A 16,147-nucleotide genomic window follows, 5' to 3' on the forward strand; every position below is an offset into this window, starting at 1 on the left:
CTCTGGAAAGCGCCCTCCGGAGAAGCCCATCGAGAAGAGGTGTCCCCGTGAGCAAGCCCCCCATCAGCCGTTTCCCTGTTCCCGAGATCGCCGATCTGCCGGAGGATATCCGCTCGCGCATCCTGACCGTACAGGAGAAGTCCGGCTTCGTGCCGAACGTCTTTCTGGTCCTTGCCCGGCGGCCCGACGAGTTCCGCGCCTTCTTCGCCTATCACGACGCGCTCATGGACAAGGCCGGCAATCTCACCAAGGCCGAGCGGGAGATGATCGTGGTGGCGACCAGCAACGCCAACCAGTGCCAGTATTGCGTCGTTGCCCACGGGGCGATCCTGCGCATCCGGGCCAAGAACCCGCTCATTGCCGATCAGGTCGCCATCAACTACCGCAAGGCCGACATCACGCCCCGGCAGACGGCGATGCTGGATTTTGCCATGAAGGTAGCGCTTGAGGCTCACACCGTCGGCGACGCGGACGTCGCATCCCTCAACGCCCACGGCTTCAGCGAGGAAGACGTGTGGGACATGGCGGCGATCGCGGCCTTCTTCGCCATGTCGAACCGCCTCGCCAATGTCAGCAGCATGCGGCCGAACGACGAGTTCTACATGCTGGGTCGGGGCTGACGTCGTCAGGGACTCGCTCATAAAACTCTACCCTCATCCTGAGGAGCAGGCGCAGTCTGCGTCCCGAAGGAGGCTCCAGAGAGCACTGGATCCTCCTTCGAGACGGCCGCTTCGCGACCTCCTCAGGATGAGGGTTGGGAAAAATCAGCGATTCCGAACCATTTTCTCAGACCGAAATCACCTTGCCCGGGTTGAGCCCGTTGCCAGGATCGAGCGCCCGCTTGATCGTGCGGGCAAGCTCCATCTCGGCGGAGGCGCGATAGCGGGCGAGCTCGCCCACCCGATACTGGCCGATGCCGTGCTCAGCCGAGATGCTGCCGCCGAAGGCCGCCACCACGTCATGCACGATGCGGTTCACGGCACTTGCATCGTGAGCGGGATCGACGAGCACGTTGTAGTGGATATTGCCGTCGCCGAGGTGTCCGAAGGCGTTCACGCGCGTTCCAGGCGCACCGGCAGCCAGCGCATTTCCCGCCTCGGAAAGGAAGCGGGGCACCTCCGTGAGCGGCACCGAGACATCGTGCTTGACGCTCTTGCCTTCTCGCGCCTCCGACTCCGTCACATGCTCGCGCAGGGCCCAGAGCTGCGCCGCCTGGGCGCCTGACTCGGCAATGACCCCGTCCATCGCGATCTCCTGCTCGAAGGCTGCGCCGAGCATGGTCTCGGCGGCCTCCCGCACACCTGCAAGACTGGAGGCCGCCTCGATCAGCACGAACCATTCGCCCTCTTTAATCGGCGCCTTCAGCCCCGCATGCTTGGCCACGAGCTGCATGGAGGTGGCGGAGATCAGCTCGAAGGCCGAGATCTGGTCGCCCAGTTCGTCCTGGGCCAGCGCCAGGAGCCGCAGGGCCGCCGCAGGGTCGGCAACCGAGAGCAGCGCCGTCACGGCGTGCTTCGGCCGCGGCAGGAGCCTCAGGACCGCCGCCGTGACGATCCCGAGCGTGCCCTCGCTGCCGATGAAAAGCTGCTTCCAGTCATAGCCCGCATTGTCCTTGCGCAGGCGGCGGAGACCGTTGGCGACCGTGCCGTCCGGCAGAACCACTTCAAGTCCCAGCACGAGACTGCGGGTCATGCCGTAGCGCAGCACGTTCACGCCGCCCGCATTGGCCGCCACCACCCCGCCGATGGTGGCCGAGCCTTCCGCCGCCAGGCTGATCGGCAGGAGCCGGCCGACAGCGGCGGCGGCGTCCTGCGCCACCTTGAGAATGCAGCCGGCCTCCGCCTCGATGGTCAGACCGACGGGATCCACATGGCGGATGGCCGCCATGCGGTTGAGGGACAGAACGACCTGGGTGCCGGACGCATCCGGCACCGCGCCGCCGGCGAGCCCCGTATTGCCGCCCTGGGGCACGATGGCGGCTCCCGCCTCGCGGCAGATCTGCACGATCCCGGCCACCTGCTCGGTCGAGGCCGGGCGCACGACGCAGGCCGGTTTCCCGGGAAAGAGCCGCCGCCAGTCGACCGCATAGGGCTCGACGTCGGAGCCATCCGTGATGACGCCCGCCGGTCCGACAAGGCTCGTCAGGCGCTGCAGGAGATCCGTCGGCATCGTCATCGCAAAACCCTCTTGGCCGGGCCGGTTCGCGGCACTGAAAGGCTCCTGACGGATCAAGGCGCCGACGTCAACGTGACATCCACGAAAGGCGGGCTGAACGCGGCAGGGTCGCGGTCACTTCTCACCCGATCCGGGCTCAGCCATCTTGCGGTGCTGCTCCGCCAGAATGCCTGCCGGCGTCACGGAGGCCAGAGCGGTCGTAACCTTGTTCTTCCACCCGCTCACCACGTCGCCGTCGCCGCGCATCATGGCCTCGAATCCGATCTTCGCGACATCGGCCGGATCGTCCTTCTTGCTCTGTCCGATCTGCGTGTCGGTCATGCCGGCCCGCTCGAAGAACTCGGTTTCGGTGGCGCCGGGCATCAGGCATGTCACCGTCACGCCCGTATCCTTCAGTTCGTTCCGGAGCGCGAACGAGAAGGAATCGATGAAGGCCTTGGTGCCGTTGTAGACCGCTTGGAACGAGCCGGGCATGAAGCCGGCGATGGAACCGGTGATCAGAATGCGCCCCTCGCCTCGCGTGCGCATGTCACGCCCGACCTTCTGGATGAGATAGATCGTGCCGGTGATGTTGGTGTCGATCACATGGCGCGCCTGGGTGAAGTCCTGATCCAGGAAGGCATCCCCGAGGCCATGACCCGCATTGGCCAGCAGGGCGCCGACCGGCCGACCCTCGACCGCAGCGTAGAGCCTGTCGACGCCTTCAAGCGCGGCAAGATCGGCCTCGACGGCATCAACGGCGACGCCCAAGGTCCGGAAGTCCCTCGCCGCATCCTGGATGGCGGCCTGGTCTGCCGCAACCAGCAGATCATAGCCGTTCTGGGCACAGAGCTTGGCGAGTTCGTATCCGATTCCGGTCGAAGCTCCGGTGACGATGGCGAGCGGTCTGGATCTGTCAGGCATGGCACTCTCTTTCGGCAGGTGTGACGGCATTCAACCGGCCACTGCTGGAGACGAGTGAGCCCGGCGCATGGGCGTGAACTCCTGAAGGAGGCGAGAGTTCAATGACTTGCCAGGCTTTGCGGCAGGCAACGCATCCGCGCAGCGAGTTAGGCCCTGTCGAAGACCGGTTCCGGATCGAATACCACCCGGTTGCTTTCGCCCCGAGGGCAAGATACCTTCACCGTAATAATAACGACAGATCAGGCCCGGAGGGTCGGCAGTCGGGAGAAGCGCTCTTGAATCCGCAATCAACGGCGACGTTCAGCGTCGCGGTGAGCGATGGCGCATACGGGCTCGGCAGGGCCCGAAACGCGGCGGTACGCGCTGCTGGGACGGATTTTGCCGAACGTGGAGCGGTCTTGAGGCCACCACCTTCGTGGCGGGCAACGCGCCGAGGTAGTCGAACTTGGAGGCCTACAACTCCACGGCCTGACCCCAGCAGATCGGCATCGTTCTTCTCATCATTGATTGTTCCAATGCTGCTCGACCTCCAGGGAAGTGCTGATGACTCTCGTCCTTGAAGGCGTCTCGAAGAAGGTCGGAGCGGCCACTCACATAGAAGATGTCGATCTCACCCTGGAGCATGGTTCGCTCAACGTGCTGCTCGGCGCCACATTGTCGGGCAAGACCTCCCTCATGCGGCTCATGGCAGGACTCGATGCGCCGACGAGCGGTCGTGTCCTGGTAGATGGAAAGGACGTGACGGGCTGGCCCGTGCAGCGGCGCAGCGTGGCGATGGTCTACCAGCAGTTCATCAACTATCCCTCGCTGACCGTCTACGAGAACATCGCCTCGCCTTTGCGCGTCTCCGGGGCAGCCCGGAGCGAGGTGGATGCGCGGGTGCGTGATGCAGCCAAACTGCTGAAGCTTGAACCCTATCTCGACCGCAAGCCGCTCAACCTCTCCGGCGGACAGCAGCAGCGGACCGCCATCGCACGAGCGCTCGTGAAGGGTGCCGATCTCGTGCTCCTCGACGAGCCGCTGGCGAACCTCGACTACAAGCTGCGCGAGGAGCTGCGCGAGGAGCTGCCGCGGGTCTTCGCGGCCTCGGGCGCCATCTTCGTCTATGCCACGACTGAGCCATCCGAGGCCCTGCTCCTCGGCGGCAACACGGCCACCCTGTTCCAGGGCCGGGTAACGCAGTTCGGGCCCACACCGCAGGTCTATCGCCAGCCTCATGATCTGGTCACGGCCCGGGTCTTCTCGGATCCGCCGCTCAACACCCTGAAAGCCCGCAAGGCGGATGGCGCTGCCACCTTGAGCACCGGCGGGCAGGTTCCTGCAATCGGGCCCCTCGCCAGCGTCCCCGACGGCGAATACACCCTCGGCTTTCGTGCCCATCACCTGACCCTCGAGCCCACCGGCACCCACGAGATCACCATCGCCTCGACCGTGTCCGTCGCCGAGATCACCGGCTCTGAAAGCTACGTTCATCTGGATGCGGGCGACCATCGCTTCGTGGCCCTCGTGCCGGGCGTGCGGCGACTGGAGCCGAGATCTCCGGTGACGGCCTATCTGGATCCCCGCCGGCTCTTCCTCTTCGACGCGGATGGCCGGCTCGCCGCGGCAGATGCCACTCAGAAAGCAGCGTGAGAAAGACCCATGGCCCGCATCACGCTCGATCATCTCGCCCATGCCTACAAGGCCAATCCTCGCACGGCGGAGGATTATGCCCTCAAGGAAATCAACCATGTCTGGAGCCTGGGCGGCGCCTATGCCCTCCTGGGGCCTTCGGGCTGCGGCAAGACGACCCTGCTCAACATCATCTCCGGGCTCGTGCGACCGACGCGCGGGCGCGTGCTGTTCGACGATCTCGACGTGACCGACCTGTCGACGGAGGCCCGCAACATCGCGCAGGTGTTCCAGTTTCCCGTGGTCTACGACACCATGACCGTACGCGAGAACCTCGCCTTCCCGCTCAAGAACAGGAACGTGCCCCGCGACAGGACGGCCCGGCGGGTGGAGGAGATCGCAGGCCTTCTCGACCTCACCCGCGTGCTCGACCGCAAGGCAAGCAATCTCACCGCCGACATGAAGCAGAAGATCTCCCTCGGGCGCGGCCTTGTGCGCCCCGATGTTGCGGCGATCCTGTTCGACGAGCCGTTGACGGTCATCGATCCGCATCTGAAGTGGCAGTTGCGCTCCACCCTGAAGGCAATCCACAGCGCCCTCGACATCACGATGATCTACGTGACGCACGACCAGACCGAGGCGCTCACCTTCGCCGACAAGGTCGTGGTCATGCATGACGGCGCCGTGGTGCAGACCGGCACCCCGGAAGAGCTGTTCGAGCGCCCTGCCCATACCTTCGTGGGTCACTTCATCGGTTCGCCCGGCATGAACATCCTGCCCTGCCGGGTCGAGGGAGCCACCGCCTTCATCGGCAGCACCATGATCTCCCTCCCGCGCGCCTATCGCACCCTGTCCGACGGCGAGCGCATCGAGCTCGGCATCCGGCCGGAATTCGTGCGGCTCCAGCCGAAGGGGGCGGGCCTGCCCGTCCAGGTGCGCCGCATCGACGATATCGGGCGCACCCGCATCGCCCGGGTGGAGATGAGCGGCCGTCCTCTTGCCGCAAGCGTTCCGGACGACATCTCCATCGACGGAGGTGAGGCCTCGCTCGTGCTCGATCCGAACCATGTGCATATCTATTCCAATGGGCATCTGGTTGCGGGCGAAGCCGCCGGAGGGCACACGGCATGACGAAGACCCTCAACAACAGAGCCTGGCTCTTCGTCCTGCCCGTCTTCGCGATCGTGGCATTCTCGGCCGTTCTGCCGCTGATGACGGTCGTGAACTATTCGGTCCAGGACACGTTCGGCAACAACCAGTTCTTCTGGAACGGCATCGGCTGGTTCCAGGAACTGCTCGATCCCTCGAGCCAGCTCGGCGAGCAGTTCCTGTCCTCGCTCCTGCGCACGCTGCTGTTCTCCGCGATCATCCTGCTGATCGAAGTGCCGCTGGGCATCGCGGTGGCTTTGTCCATGCCGCGGCAGGGCTGGACGGTGGCTCTGTGCCTCGTGCTCATGGCGCTGCCGCTGCTCATTCCGTGGAACGTGGTCGGCACCATCTGGCAGGTCTTCGCCCGCGGCGACATCGGTCTTCTCGGCTGGATCGTCAACCGCCTCGGCATCGACTACAACTACACGGGCGATCCCATCGATGCCTGGGTGACGATCATCGTCATGGATGTGTGGCACTGGACGAGCCTCGTCGCCCTCCTCTGCTATGCCGGCCTGAAATCTATTCCGGATGCCTATTACCAGGCCGCCCGCATCGACGGAGCCTCGCGCTGGGCCGTGTTCCGCACGATCCAGCTGCCGAAGATGCGGCGCGTGCTGCTGATCGCCGTGCTGCTGCGCTTCATGGATTCCTTCATGATCTACACCGAGCCCTTCGTGCTCACCGGCGGCGGGCCGGGCAACGCCACCACCTTCCTGTCCATCGACCTGGTGAAGCTCGCCTTGGGCCAGTTCGACCTCGGCAAGGCGGCCGCCATGTCGCTGGTCTACAACCTGATCATCCTCGCCATCTGCTGGGTTTTCTACACCGTCATGACCAACGTGGATGCCGAGCGCGAGAGAGCTGAAGCATGAGCGGAACCATCGCCGTCGGTCCTTCGGACGTGAAGCCTGTCGCGGCCCCGCTGGCCGCGAACCGCGCCCTGTCCGGCCCGCGGGTGACCGGCCGGGTGGTGGTGATGACCCTCTACCTCCTGTTCCTGATGCTGCCGATCTACTGGCTCGTGAACATGAGCCTGAAAACGAACATGGAGATCACCACCGGCCTCACCCTCTGGCCACGTGACATCACCTTCGACAATTACATCAAGATCTTCACGGACGATAGCTGGTATTCGGGCTACATCAACTCGCTCACCTATGTGATCATCAACACGGTGCTGTCGATCTCGTTCGCGCTACCGGCAGCCTACGCTTTCTCCCGCTACAGGTTCCTGGGCGACAAGCACCTGTTCTTCTGGCTGCTCACCAACCGCATGGCGCCTCCGGCAGTGTTCGCGCTTCCTTTCTTCAATCTCTATTCGGCCATCGGCCTCTTCGACACCCCCTGGGCCGTCGCCCTCGCCCACTGCCTGTTCAACGTGCCGCTCGCCGTCTGGATTCTGGAAGGCTTCATGTCCGGCGTGCCGCGGGAGATCGATGAAACGGCCGCCATCGACGGCTACTCCTTCCCGCGCTTCTTCGTGAAGATCTTCATGCCGCTCATCGCCTCCGGCATCGGCGTGGCGGCCTTCTTCTGCTTCATGTTCTCCTGGGTCGAATTGCTCCTGGCGCGCACATTGACCTCCGTGACAGCAAAGCCCATCGCCGCCACCATGACGCGCACTGTCTCGGCCGCCGGCATGGATTGGGGACTCCTGGCCGCCGCCGGCGTACTCACCATCCTGCCCGGCGCGCTGGTGATCTGGTTCGTCCGCAACTACATCGCCAAGGGCTTTGCCCTGGGCCGGGTCTGAAGGAGAGCACCATGCCCGATTTCGCCTGGATGGCTTGGACATGGCAGACCGGCCTCTTCTTTGCCGTCATTGCAAGCCTGCTGCTGATCATGACGTGGCTTGCGATGTATCGGCCCGAGACGGAGCGCGTCGGCATCCTGCGCATCCCGACGACGCGCGGTGATCGCCTGTTCATCTCGCTTCTAGGCTCCGCCTTCATCCATCTCGCCTGGCTAGGCCTGGTCGGTCTGGATCTGTGGTGGGCGTCTGCGCTTTCGCTCCTCTATGCGGCTGCGGTGTTCCGCTACGTGTAAGGGCACAGACATTCAAAACCCTTTCGGTTCATCCGAACAGAAGGGAGAAGACCGGCAATAGAGCCGGCTAGGGGCTAATCTGGGAGGACAACAATGAAGTTTACCCAATCTCACCCGCGTCTGAAACTCTTCGTCTCGACAAGCGTGCTGGCCATGGCGCTCGGCACCGGCGCCGCTCTGGCCGGCATGGAAGAAGCTCGGCGCTGGATCGATAGCGAATTCCAGCCCTCGACGCTCTCGAAGGACGAGCAGCTGAAGGAGATGGAATGGTTCGTGAATGCGGCGAAGCCTTTCGTGGGCCAGGAGATCAACGTGGTCTCCGAGACCATTACGACCCATGAATACGAGGCACGCACGCTGGCCAAGGCGTTTTCTGAAATCACCGGCATCAAGCTCACCCACGATCTGATTCAGGAAGGCGACGTGGTGGAGAAGATCCAGACCCAGATGCAGTCGGGCCGCAACATCTACGACGCCTGGGTCAACGATTCCGATCTCATCGGCACCCACTTCCGCTACAAGCAGGCCGTGGCGCTCGACGACTGGATGGCGGGCGAAGGCAAGGACGTGACATCGCCAACGCTGGACATCAACGACTTCATCGGCAAGTCCTTCACCACGGCGCCCGACGGCAAGATGTATCAGCTGCCGGACCAGCAGTTCGCCAACGTCTACTGGTTCCGCTATGACTGGTTCCAGCGCCCCGACATCAGGGAGAAGTTCAAGGCCAAATACGGCTACGATCTCGGCGTGCCGGTAAACTGGTCGGCCTATGAGGACATCGCCGAGTTCTTCACAAATGACGTGAAGGAAGTCGACGGCGTCAAGGTCTATGGCCACATGGACTACGGAAAGAAGGACCCGTCGCTCGGCTGGCGCTTCACCGATGCATGGCTCTCCATGGCGGGCAACGGCGACAAGGGCATTCCGAACGGTCTGCCAGTCGACGAATGGGGCATCCGCATGGAAGGCTGCCGCCCGGTCGGCTCCTCCGTCGAGCGCGGCGGCGACACCAACGGGCCTGCAGCCGTCTACTCGATCACGAAGTATCTTGACTGGCTCAAGAAGTACGCTCCTCCGCAAGCGGCAGGCATGACCTTCTCCGAGTCCGGTCCCGTGCCGGCGCAGGGCAACATCGCCCAGCAGATGTTCTGGTACACGGCCTTTACCGCCGACATGGTGAAGCCGGGTCTGCCCGTGGTGAATGCGGACAACACCCCGAAATGGCGCATGGCCCCCTCGCCGAAAGGCGCATACTGGAAGGAGGGCATGAAGCTCGGCTACCAGGATGCCGGTTCATGGACGCTCCTGAAGTCCACGCCGGTGGATCGCCGCAAGGCGGCTTGGCTCTATGCGCAGTTCGTTACCTCCAAGACGGTTTCGCTGAAGAAGAGCCATGTGGGCCTCACCTTCATCCGCGAAAGCGACATCTGGCATCAATCCATGACGGAGCGTGCACCCAAGCTCGGCGGCCTCGTCGAGTTCTACCGCTCGCCCGCCCGCGTGCAGTGGACCCCGACCGGCAACAACATCCCGGACTATCCGAAGCTGGCGCAGCTCTGGTGGCAGAACATCGGCGATGCGGCGTCCGGAGCCAAGACCCCGCAGCAGGCGATGGACTCGCTCGCCGCAGCACAGGATGACGTGCTCACCCGTCTCGAGCGCGCCAACGTGCAGGGCGAGTGCGGCCCGAAGATGAACCCGAAGACCTCGGCCGAGGAATGGTTCAAGAAGGCCGAAGCCGCCGGCACCATCGCGCCACAGCGCAAGCTGGCGAACGAGAAGCCGAAGGGCGAGACGGTGGATTACGACACGCTCATCAAGAGCTGGCCGGCCAATCCGCCCAAGCGCAGCTGATCACGACAGGCCCCGCCTATAAGGCGGGGCCTTTTCACATGCGGCGGGCGCCTCAAGTCATTCCTGCGCTGCGAACGGCCACGGAGGCAGAGCCGCGATTACGACGCCGTGATGAGAACGGCCGTGGTGGCGAAGGCACCAGGTCAGGAATAGGCGCCGCGCAGGTCAAGAGTGCTTTCCCGGCCGACGCTCTGGTAGTTGTCCTCAAGCCAGGTCCGGGCGGCTGCCCTACCCAGGTCCCTGAGTTCCTTGAAGAACTCCCACTTGGCGCTGAGACGCGAGGCGGCCGTGAACTCGTCGAGCTCCTGGCCGCCATGGATCCGGTGCATCAGAACCCGCTTGTAATCCCGCGTCGAAAGCTTGCCTTCGTCGATCAGCCGCGTGACGAAGTCGACCGCCCTGAGTTCCTGAAGGAGATGGGCGTTGAACGTGATCTCGGTGAGACGGTTCTGGATTTCCCGGGCGGTCTGCGGCGTCGACCGGCGCTCGATCGGGTTGATCTGAACCAGCACGATGTCGTCCGCTTGCGTCTCGTAGAAGAGCGGGAACAGCGCAGGATTGCCTGAATAGCCTCCATCCCAGTAAGGCTCGCCGTCGATCTCGACGGCCTTGAAGACCATCGGCAGGCAGGCCGAGGCGAGAACATGATCGACGGTCAGCTCGGGACCGGTGAAGATCCGGATCTTGCCGGACCAGACATTCGTCGCGGCTATGAAGAGTTTTGCATCCGTGCAGGCACGCACCCGGTCGAAATCGATCAGCTCGTTGAGGGCGTCCCGCAGGGGATTGATGTCGAGCGGGTTCAGATCATAAGGGCTCGCCACCCGCGACCAGGCATCAAGCCAGAGCTGGGTCGTTGCCCCACCGACGCTCCAGAAGTTCAGCATGCGGTCGAAAAGGGAGCGCTGCACAGGCGACAGGACGCCATCCAGGCTGACGCGTTTCCAGAATGTGCGAAGCTGCTCGCGGGCGCCGTCGCGCCCTCCTTCGAGCCAGCCCTCGAAGAGGACCACCGCGTTCATGGACCCGGCGCTTGCGCCCGTGATGGCTTCGATCGCGAGGCGGCCATCCTCGAGCAGGTGATCGAGAACGCCCCAGGTGAAGGCGCCATGAGCCCCACCGCCCTGCAACGCAAGCGAAATCGACCTTTCGGCATTCGGGCTCCTCAGCCCGCGCACGGGGCGGCTGGTCTTTTCGGCTCGTCCGGTCATGACAGGCTCCCTTGTCGCCTGCCAGCTTATCATGCGGAGCATCCTGCAAGGCAATCCTGCGGCAGCACCCGCTAACCAACCGCTACCATGTCACTGTCCAGATTGATTTGCCGCTTTGGAAGAGTCGTAAGGAGCGAACCGCCTTAAAGGCGGATTTCAAAACCGTGTCATCCCAGCTGCGAAGGTAAGTGTTCATTTAGTTTGAGATGATAGATTCTCGGCCGCGCATACAAAGCAGTCTGCGCGTCACCTGGTGGGGGGATCTGTGAAGGACCGTCGTTTGCGCAGGCGTGCGCCAACAATTCTCGAAGGCCGCATTCAGATTGAGGGTCGAGCGTCTGACATTGAATGCACGGTGCGAGACATCTCAGAAGCTGGCGCCCAGATCTTTCTCCACCACCCTCTCGAGCTCCCGGCCGAGTTCATGCTGAGCATTCCCAAACGAGGTCTCTCCTCCCGCGCCCGCATCATGTGGTCGCGCGACAGGAGGCATGGGGTCATGCTCCTCCGGGAATTGCCGTTTTCCGAGCAGGCTCACCCTGATAGCTCGATTTCCCGTGTTCACACCATTCTCAAGGATGCCGGTGCCCAGATCGCACAGCTCATGGGGCTTCCAGAGAACGCAGTCCGGTTGAACTTTGATGTTGACCCGACAATGCGCGACAGGCTCGAGGGATGATGCAGTCGAGCCTGTAGCCTGAAAGGTCTTAGCTTCGCTGACTTACTCAGCCGCACCAACCCGTGGCTCTGTCTTGTCAGGGGTAGCTTCTGCAGAAATCTCTATTTGAGGAGCAGGAGCGCCTCCGCCTCCCTTTCGATAGACATCGACGACGCGTGAAACGCGCTGTCCGTCCCCGTCAATAGAAGTGTTCCCTGCCGAAGGTGGCCAGGGATCCGTCACATGAACGGTCCGGTTCCATGCCTGAGCCTCACCGGCTGACAAAGTCAGGGTGTCCCGCCGCTTCGTATAATCGACACAGCCGCTGACGACAGTTGCAACGAGGGCGAAAGCGGCCGTGACAAACCAGCGACGGCTATTTGACGATTTTCTTTCTTGCATTACGCTTTTCCGGCTGTACGTCGACGATGTGCCCATAGGGGCCGATGATACCGGTTCCGTCGGCAAAACGTCGCTTCGTGTCGTTGTCCACCTCTAACTTCCCGAAGAGAAAGAAATCCACGTCGTTCCCGGGTTTGCTCGAGTCCAAAGGCGTCTTGAGCGGCTGACCCGGCTTGGATGGTCTGACTAGGTGAGGTGTGACGATGATGACGAGGTCTGTCTCCTGCTCCTGGAAGGACGATGATCGGAAAAGCGCGCCAAGAATGGGAACTTGGCCAAGCCATGGAATTTGATCCTGGTTCTTTGTATGAGTGCTCTGAAGCAATCCCGCCATCGCGAAGCTCTGGCCGTCCCGTACCTCGATCATGGTGCTGGCGCGGCGCGTGATGAAGGACGGAATGGAAATCAGGCCGGTGCTAATCCGGACGGATTCGTCGACTTGGCTGACTTCCGGCTCAAGCTTCAAGTTGATCAGACCGTTGTCGAGAACGGTTGGAGTAAAGTTCAGACGAACGCCGTACTCCTTATACTGGACAGTCACCTTGTTATTATCGGAGGCAATCGGAATCGGGACCTCGCCTCCAGCCAGAAAGCTGGCCTTCTCACCCGAAAGCGCGATCAGATTTGGCTCTGCAAGGCGACGGGCCAGACCTTTGTCCTCAAGCGCCTGCACGAGAATGTCTGCGCTGATGCCCCCGCCCAAGACTTGAGCAATCAAGGTGCCAAACGGCTGATTCCCGCTGGGGAGTGAAGGATTGAAGCGGACGAGCCCGGAAGGGGAATCAGAGCTGACGGCCCCCGAGGTAAACCCGCGTCCTGACGACCCGTTCTCGCGCCTCGCATACCAGCTCACGCCGAATTCTCGCCCTGCATTGCGGTTGGCCTCTATGAATCGAACCTCCAGCATGACCTGCTGTCCGCCGCTGACGCGCAGAGCATTGATGACCCCATCGGCGCCATACTGATCGGCAATCTCCAGGGCTTTGCGAAGAGAGATTGAATCGGGAACGGTGCCGCTCAGGCGCAAGCGCCCGTTGACCGTCTCAACCCTCACATTCGCTCGGGGGATAGCCTGCTGGAGCGAGACCTCGAGATCCGGCGTATCGGCGCCCACTTCAACGTTAACTGTACCAAGGAGCGTATCATCCGCCCCATAGACGGCGATGTTCGTTCTGCCTTCCGCCTTTCCCAACACATAGAAGCTGCGTCCAGTGAGGGGGACGGCGTTTGCGATATCCGGGTTGCCGACGATCACCTTATCCACGTCCGCAGCGGTTTTCGCCGTCAAGAATTGCCCCTTGGCAACATTGATCCCGCCGCTTGCGCGACCATTGCTGAAGCGAATGAGCCGCTCCTGCGCCAACCCCGGCGCAATGGCCAGCAGACCTGTCAAAGCCACAATCAAGCCGACTGCAAAGCAAGACCCGGTCACCCTTCCTCGCCAGAGGCGAGAAAGGCCGTATTTCTTCATCACGGAAAGGGTCTGGTTCATTGCCTTTGAACTTAGGTTCAGGCCCGTCGGGCCTGGGTCTGCGCGGCGTGGTGGTTCAGATTTGAAGAGTTATGGTTAACGTCGCGTAAAGAATTTAGCTTCTAATGTGACCAGCCTAGATATTCTGCCCGTCGCGGCCCGATTTCGCCGAAGCGGACAAGAACATGCATAAGAACTGGGGACGGGGGCACGAAATGCTGAATTCCAAACCCGCATGGCGGGCCAGCTTGCTGGTTGTCGTCGCCATGCTGCTGGGCGGCTGCAACAGCCTTGACGGCGGCAGCCTCTCGAGCTTCGGCAACAACTTTTCAGGCCCTGATCTTCCCGCGTCCGTCGAGCCGTACCCGGATGACGAGGTGCTGACGGTCGCCAAGGCGCATTTCGCTGAACGCAATTATGGCAGCGCAGCGCGCTATTACGAACGGGCTGTGGAGGTCATGCCGAACAACCTGGACGCATGGCTCGGTCTTGCCGCATCTTATGATCGGGTCCGCCGCTTCGACCTAGCGGATCGCGCTTACACGGAAGCCTCGCGTTTCCTGGCAGACCGTCCGGAATACTACAACAATGTAGGCTATTCTTATATGCTCCGGGGTGATATCGCGAAAGCACGCAGCAGCTTCCTGAAGGCGCATGAACTCGACCCGGCTAATTTGACGATCAACAACAACCTGGAGCTTTTAAGGGACGGCGCCAGCCGCCCGAGCTCCGGCTAGCGGTAGTTCGACCGCAACTTTACTGTCTCATGCTGGGAGATCTGGCTGGCCCATCCTGGAGGCAGTGAGGGATACCTCGCACCGATGCCACTAGACCATTCAGCCGAAGCAGTCTTGGTTAAAGCACTAGGCTATCAAGCTGAATAGACCGGGCGACCGAAAAGATTCTTAAATGATCCGACACAAGCGAATGCTTCGACACTAACATTGTCCGGGCGACAGCTTGTGAGGACGCTGCCCTCTTCGGTCAGCGGACCAGGCAACCAGGTCGAGGAACAACATCATGAAGTCTCTTATTTCCCGTTTCTTCAAAGACGAGTCCGGCGCCACCGCTATTGAGTATGGTCTCATCGCAGCTGGATTGGCTGTCGTCGTCATCGCGGTGTTCGGCAATGGCGGCAAAGTTAACACTGTCCTCAATGGTCTGTTCGATAAGGTGTCGAATGCAGTCAATCCCCCTGCGCAATCCGGCTGATCAGACGACTTTTCGCGGGCGGAAGAGAGGTGATCCCTCTTCCGCGCCTCGTTCGTATACCAGGCTCGCCGAGCCGCTTTCTTCAATGGCGCAGAGGCAACAGTGACGGTCCCGACATTCGCGGCACTCGCCGCCAGCGCCAGCTTCATCGCCACTGTTACTTGGGCAGGAGCGATGGATCTCGTCACCATGAAGATCCGTAACGGTCTGATCCTCATCCTGCTCTCCCTTTACGCCATTCTGGCTCCGCTGGCTGGCTGGAATATCGAAGAGATCGGTATGAGCGCTGTTCTCGCAGTCGGAGTGCTGGTCTGCACATTCGTCTTCTTCGCGTTCGGCTGGATCGGAGGTGGTGATGCCAAACTGGCCCCCGTTGTCGCTCTATGGTTGGGTGCTGAACAAGCTCCAATCTATTTGATTTACTCGACAATCTTCGGCGGAGTCCTCACCCTGGCTCTCCTCCAGTTTCGGATGCTGCTCCTCCCAGCCTTCTGTCTTGACATACCTTGGATCACCCGCCTGCACGACAAAAACACCGGCATTCCATATGGGGTGGCGATCGCCGCCGCAGCCCTCGTCGTCTTTCCGGCTACGCCTTGGCTGACGTTCCAGATCTGAAGGACTCCGCATTCTTTAAGACCATATCGTCTCGAATTTGCTACGAGAGACTGTGACATGCTCCGCATCATCATTCTTATGACGGCCATCAGCGCTGGAGGTCTTGCGGGATGGCTGGCTCTTTCAATGCAATCTGGAGAAGCCTCAAGCCCCCCGGTGGAGACCGCACTTCCAGCAGTCATCATGGAAGACGTCTTGGTCGCCGCGAGCGATCTTTCCCAGGGCCAGACTATCGATGATGGGGAACTGCGCTGGCAAAGCTGGCCTAAGGATCTGATCCATCCCAGTTATATCATCCGACGGGCAAAGCCGGATTCTTTGGCGAACTACAAGGGAGCACTCGTACGCAGCTTTCTCGTGGCCGGCGAGCCTGTACGCGAAGAGAAGCTGGTGCGTGGGGCATCCGGCCTCTTGGCCGCTCTCCTGCCGGCGGGCAAGCGCGCAGTCGCAATCCGCGTATCGGCTGAAAGCACGGCCGGCGGCTTTGTTCTGCCCAACGATCGTGTGGACGTGCTTCAGACCCTGACGCGGCAGGCCGGCAACCAGAGTGACAACCTCTCCCGCACTCTGCTGAGCAACATCCGTGTTCTGGCCGTCGACCAGAAGGCCGATGATACGAAGAGCGACGCAGCCGTCGTGGGCAAGACCGTCACATTGGAACTCAGCCCTGCACAGGCGGAAACCGTTGCATCGGGCCAGGCCACAGGCGCCCTATCCCTTGCGCTTCGCTCGGTAGCAGACGCTGAAGAGGCCTCCGCCGTGAGACATGAAGCTAGTACGACTGTACGCTTTCTGCGCGCCGGGCGGAGCGAACTTGTTCGGACGCAATAG

The 16,147-nt window shown here is 62.0% G+C and carries 16 protein-coding genes; 12 read left to right on the forward strand and 4 right to left on the reverse strand.

All coding sequences use genetic code 11. The features are described 5' to 3' along the window. Positions 1-47: 47 nt before the first annotated feature. On the forward strand, positions 48-620 hold the full coding sequence (locus tag AC0QTX_RS00835) for a peroxidase-related enzyme (RefSeq protein WP_474601917.1): 573 nt from the start codon (positions 48-50) through the stop codon (positions 618-620). 166 nt (positions 621-786) lie between these two features. Here AC0QTX_RS00835 and AC0QTX_RS00840 read toward each other — a convergent pair whose 3' ends face one another. Next, on the reverse strand, positions 787-2,175 hold the full coding sequence (locus AC0QTX_RS00840) for an FAD-binding oxidoreductase (protein ID WP_474601918.1): 1,389 nt from the start codon (positions 2,173-2,175) through the stop codon (positions 787-789). Between the two features lie 114 nt (positions 2,176-2,289). Further along, positions 2,290-3,078 (reverse strand): SDR family NAD(P)-dependent oxidoreductase, encoded by a 789-nt coding sequence (locus tag AC0QTX_RS00845; protein ID WP_474601919.1) that lies wholly within the window; start codon positions 3,076-3,078, stop codon positions 2,290-2,292. Between the two features lie 543 nt (positions 3,079-3,621). On the opposite strand from AC0QTX_RS00845, the gene AC0QTX_RS00850 reads away from it, so the two are divergent. The 6 genes from AC0QTX_RS00850 to AC0QTX_RS00875 all read left to right on the forward strand — a co-directional run bounded on the left by AC0QTX_RS00850 (position 3,622) and on the right by AC0QTX_RS00875 (position 9,744). Further along, positions 3,622-4,710 (forward strand): ABC transporter ATP-binding protein, encoded by a 1,089-nt coding sequence (locus tag AC0QTX_RS00850; RefSeq protein ID WP_474601920.1) that lies wholly within the window; start codon positions 3,622-3,624, stop codon positions 4,708-4,710. 9 nt (positions 4,711-4,719) lie between these two features. Beyond that, entirely contained in the window at positions 4,720-5,820 is a 1,101-nt protein-coding gene (locus AC0QTX_RS00855) for an ABC transporter ATP-binding protein (protein WP_474601921.1), read from the forward strand. Further along, positions 5,817-6,713, forward strand: coding sequence for a carbohydrate ABC transporter permease (locus AC0QTX_RS00860; protein ID WP_474601922.1), 897 nt, complete (start codon positions 5,817-5,819; stop codon positions 6,711-6,713). The genes AC0QTX_RS00855 and AC0QTX_RS00860 overlap by 4 nt, the downstream gene beginning before the upstream one ends. 104 nt (positions 6,714-6,817) lie before the next feature. Beyond that, positions 6,818-7,594 carry a carbohydrate ABC transporter permease gene (locus AC0QTX_RS00865; protein WP_474602078.1) on the forward strand — a complete coding sequence of 259 codons (777 nt, stop codon included), beginning with the start codon at positions 6,818-6,820 and terminating at the stop codon, positions 7,592-7,594. A gap of 11 nt (positions 7,595-7,605) precedes the next feature. Beyond that, complete coding sequence (locus AC0QTX_RS00870) at positions 7,606-7,887, forward strand: DUF2160 domain-containing protein (protein ID WP_474601923.1); 282 nt, start codon at positions 7,606-7,608, stop codon at positions 7,885-7,887. Between the two features lie 153 nt (positions 7,888-8,040). Then, positions 8,041-9,744, forward strand: a complete 1,704-nt coding sequence (locus AC0QTX_RS00875; protein ID WP_474602079.1) for an ABC transporter substrate-binding protein — start codon at positions 8,041-8,043, stop codon at positions 9,742-9,744. A 143-nt stretch (positions 9,745-9,887) separates the two neighbouring features. Here the strand turns inward: AC0QTX_RS00875 and AC0QTX_RS00880 are convergent, their stop codons facing one another. Further along, positions 9,888-10,955, reverse strand: coding sequence for a patatin-like phospholipase family protein (locus AC0QTX_RS00880; protein ID WP_474601924.1), 1,068 nt, complete (start codon positions 10,953-10,955; stop codon positions 9,888-9,890). 265 nt (positions 10,956-11,220) lie between these two features. Here AC0QTX_RS00880 and AC0QTX_RS00885 point away from each other — a divergent pair, with 265 nt between their 5' ends. Beyond that, positions 11,221-11,634, forward strand: coding sequence for a PilZ domain-containing protein (locus AC0QTX_RS00885; protein WP_474601925.1), 414 nt, complete (start codon positions 11,221-11,223; stop codon positions 11,632-11,634). A gap of 355 nt (positions 11,635-11,989) precedes the next feature. On the opposite strand, the gene AC0QTX_RS00890 is transcribed toward AC0QTX_RS00885, so the two are convergent. Next, positions 11,990-13,507 (reverse strand): type II and III secretion system protein family protein, encoded by a 1,518-nt coding sequence (locus AC0QTX_RS00890; protein ID WP_474601926.1) that lies wholly within the window; start codon positions 13,505-13,507, stop codon positions 11,990-11,992. Between the two features lie 194 nt (positions 13,508-13,701). Between AC0QTX_RS00890 and AC0QTX_RS00895 the strand changes: the two genes are divergently transcribed. The 4 genes from AC0QTX_RS00895 to cpaB all read left to right on the forward strand — a co-directional run bounded on the left by AC0QTX_RS00895 (position 13,702) and on the right by cpaB (position 16,147). Beyond that, positions 13,702-14,223, forward strand: coding sequence for a tetratricopeptide repeat protein (locus tag AC0QTX_RS00895; RefSeq protein WP_474601927.1), 522 nt, complete (start codon positions 13,702-13,704; stop codon positions 14,221-14,223). 283 nt (positions 14,224-14,506) lie between these two features. Next, positions 14,507-14,698 (forward strand): Flp family type IVb pilin, encoded by a 192-nt coding sequence (locus AC0QTX_RS00900; protein WP_474601928.1) that lies wholly within the window; start codon positions 14,507-14,509, stop codon positions 14,696-14,698. A 102-nt stretch (positions 14,699-14,800) separates the two neighbouring features. Then, a complete protein-coding gene (locus tag AC0QTX_RS00905) occupies positions 14,801-15,316 on the forward strand; it encodes an A24 family peptidase (protein ID WP_474601929.1) in 516 nt (171 codons plus the stop codon). Positions 15,317-15,394: 78 nt separating this feature from the next. Next, positions 15,395-16,147 carry a Flp pilus assembly protein CpaB gene (cpaB, locus tag AC0QTX_RS00910; RefSeq protein ID WP_474602080.1) on the forward strand — a complete coding sequence of 251 codons (753 nt, stop codon included), beginning with the start codon at positions 15,395-15,397 and terminating at the stop codon, positions 16,145-16,147.

Source organism: Microvirga sp. jy35 (assembly GCF_056148915.1).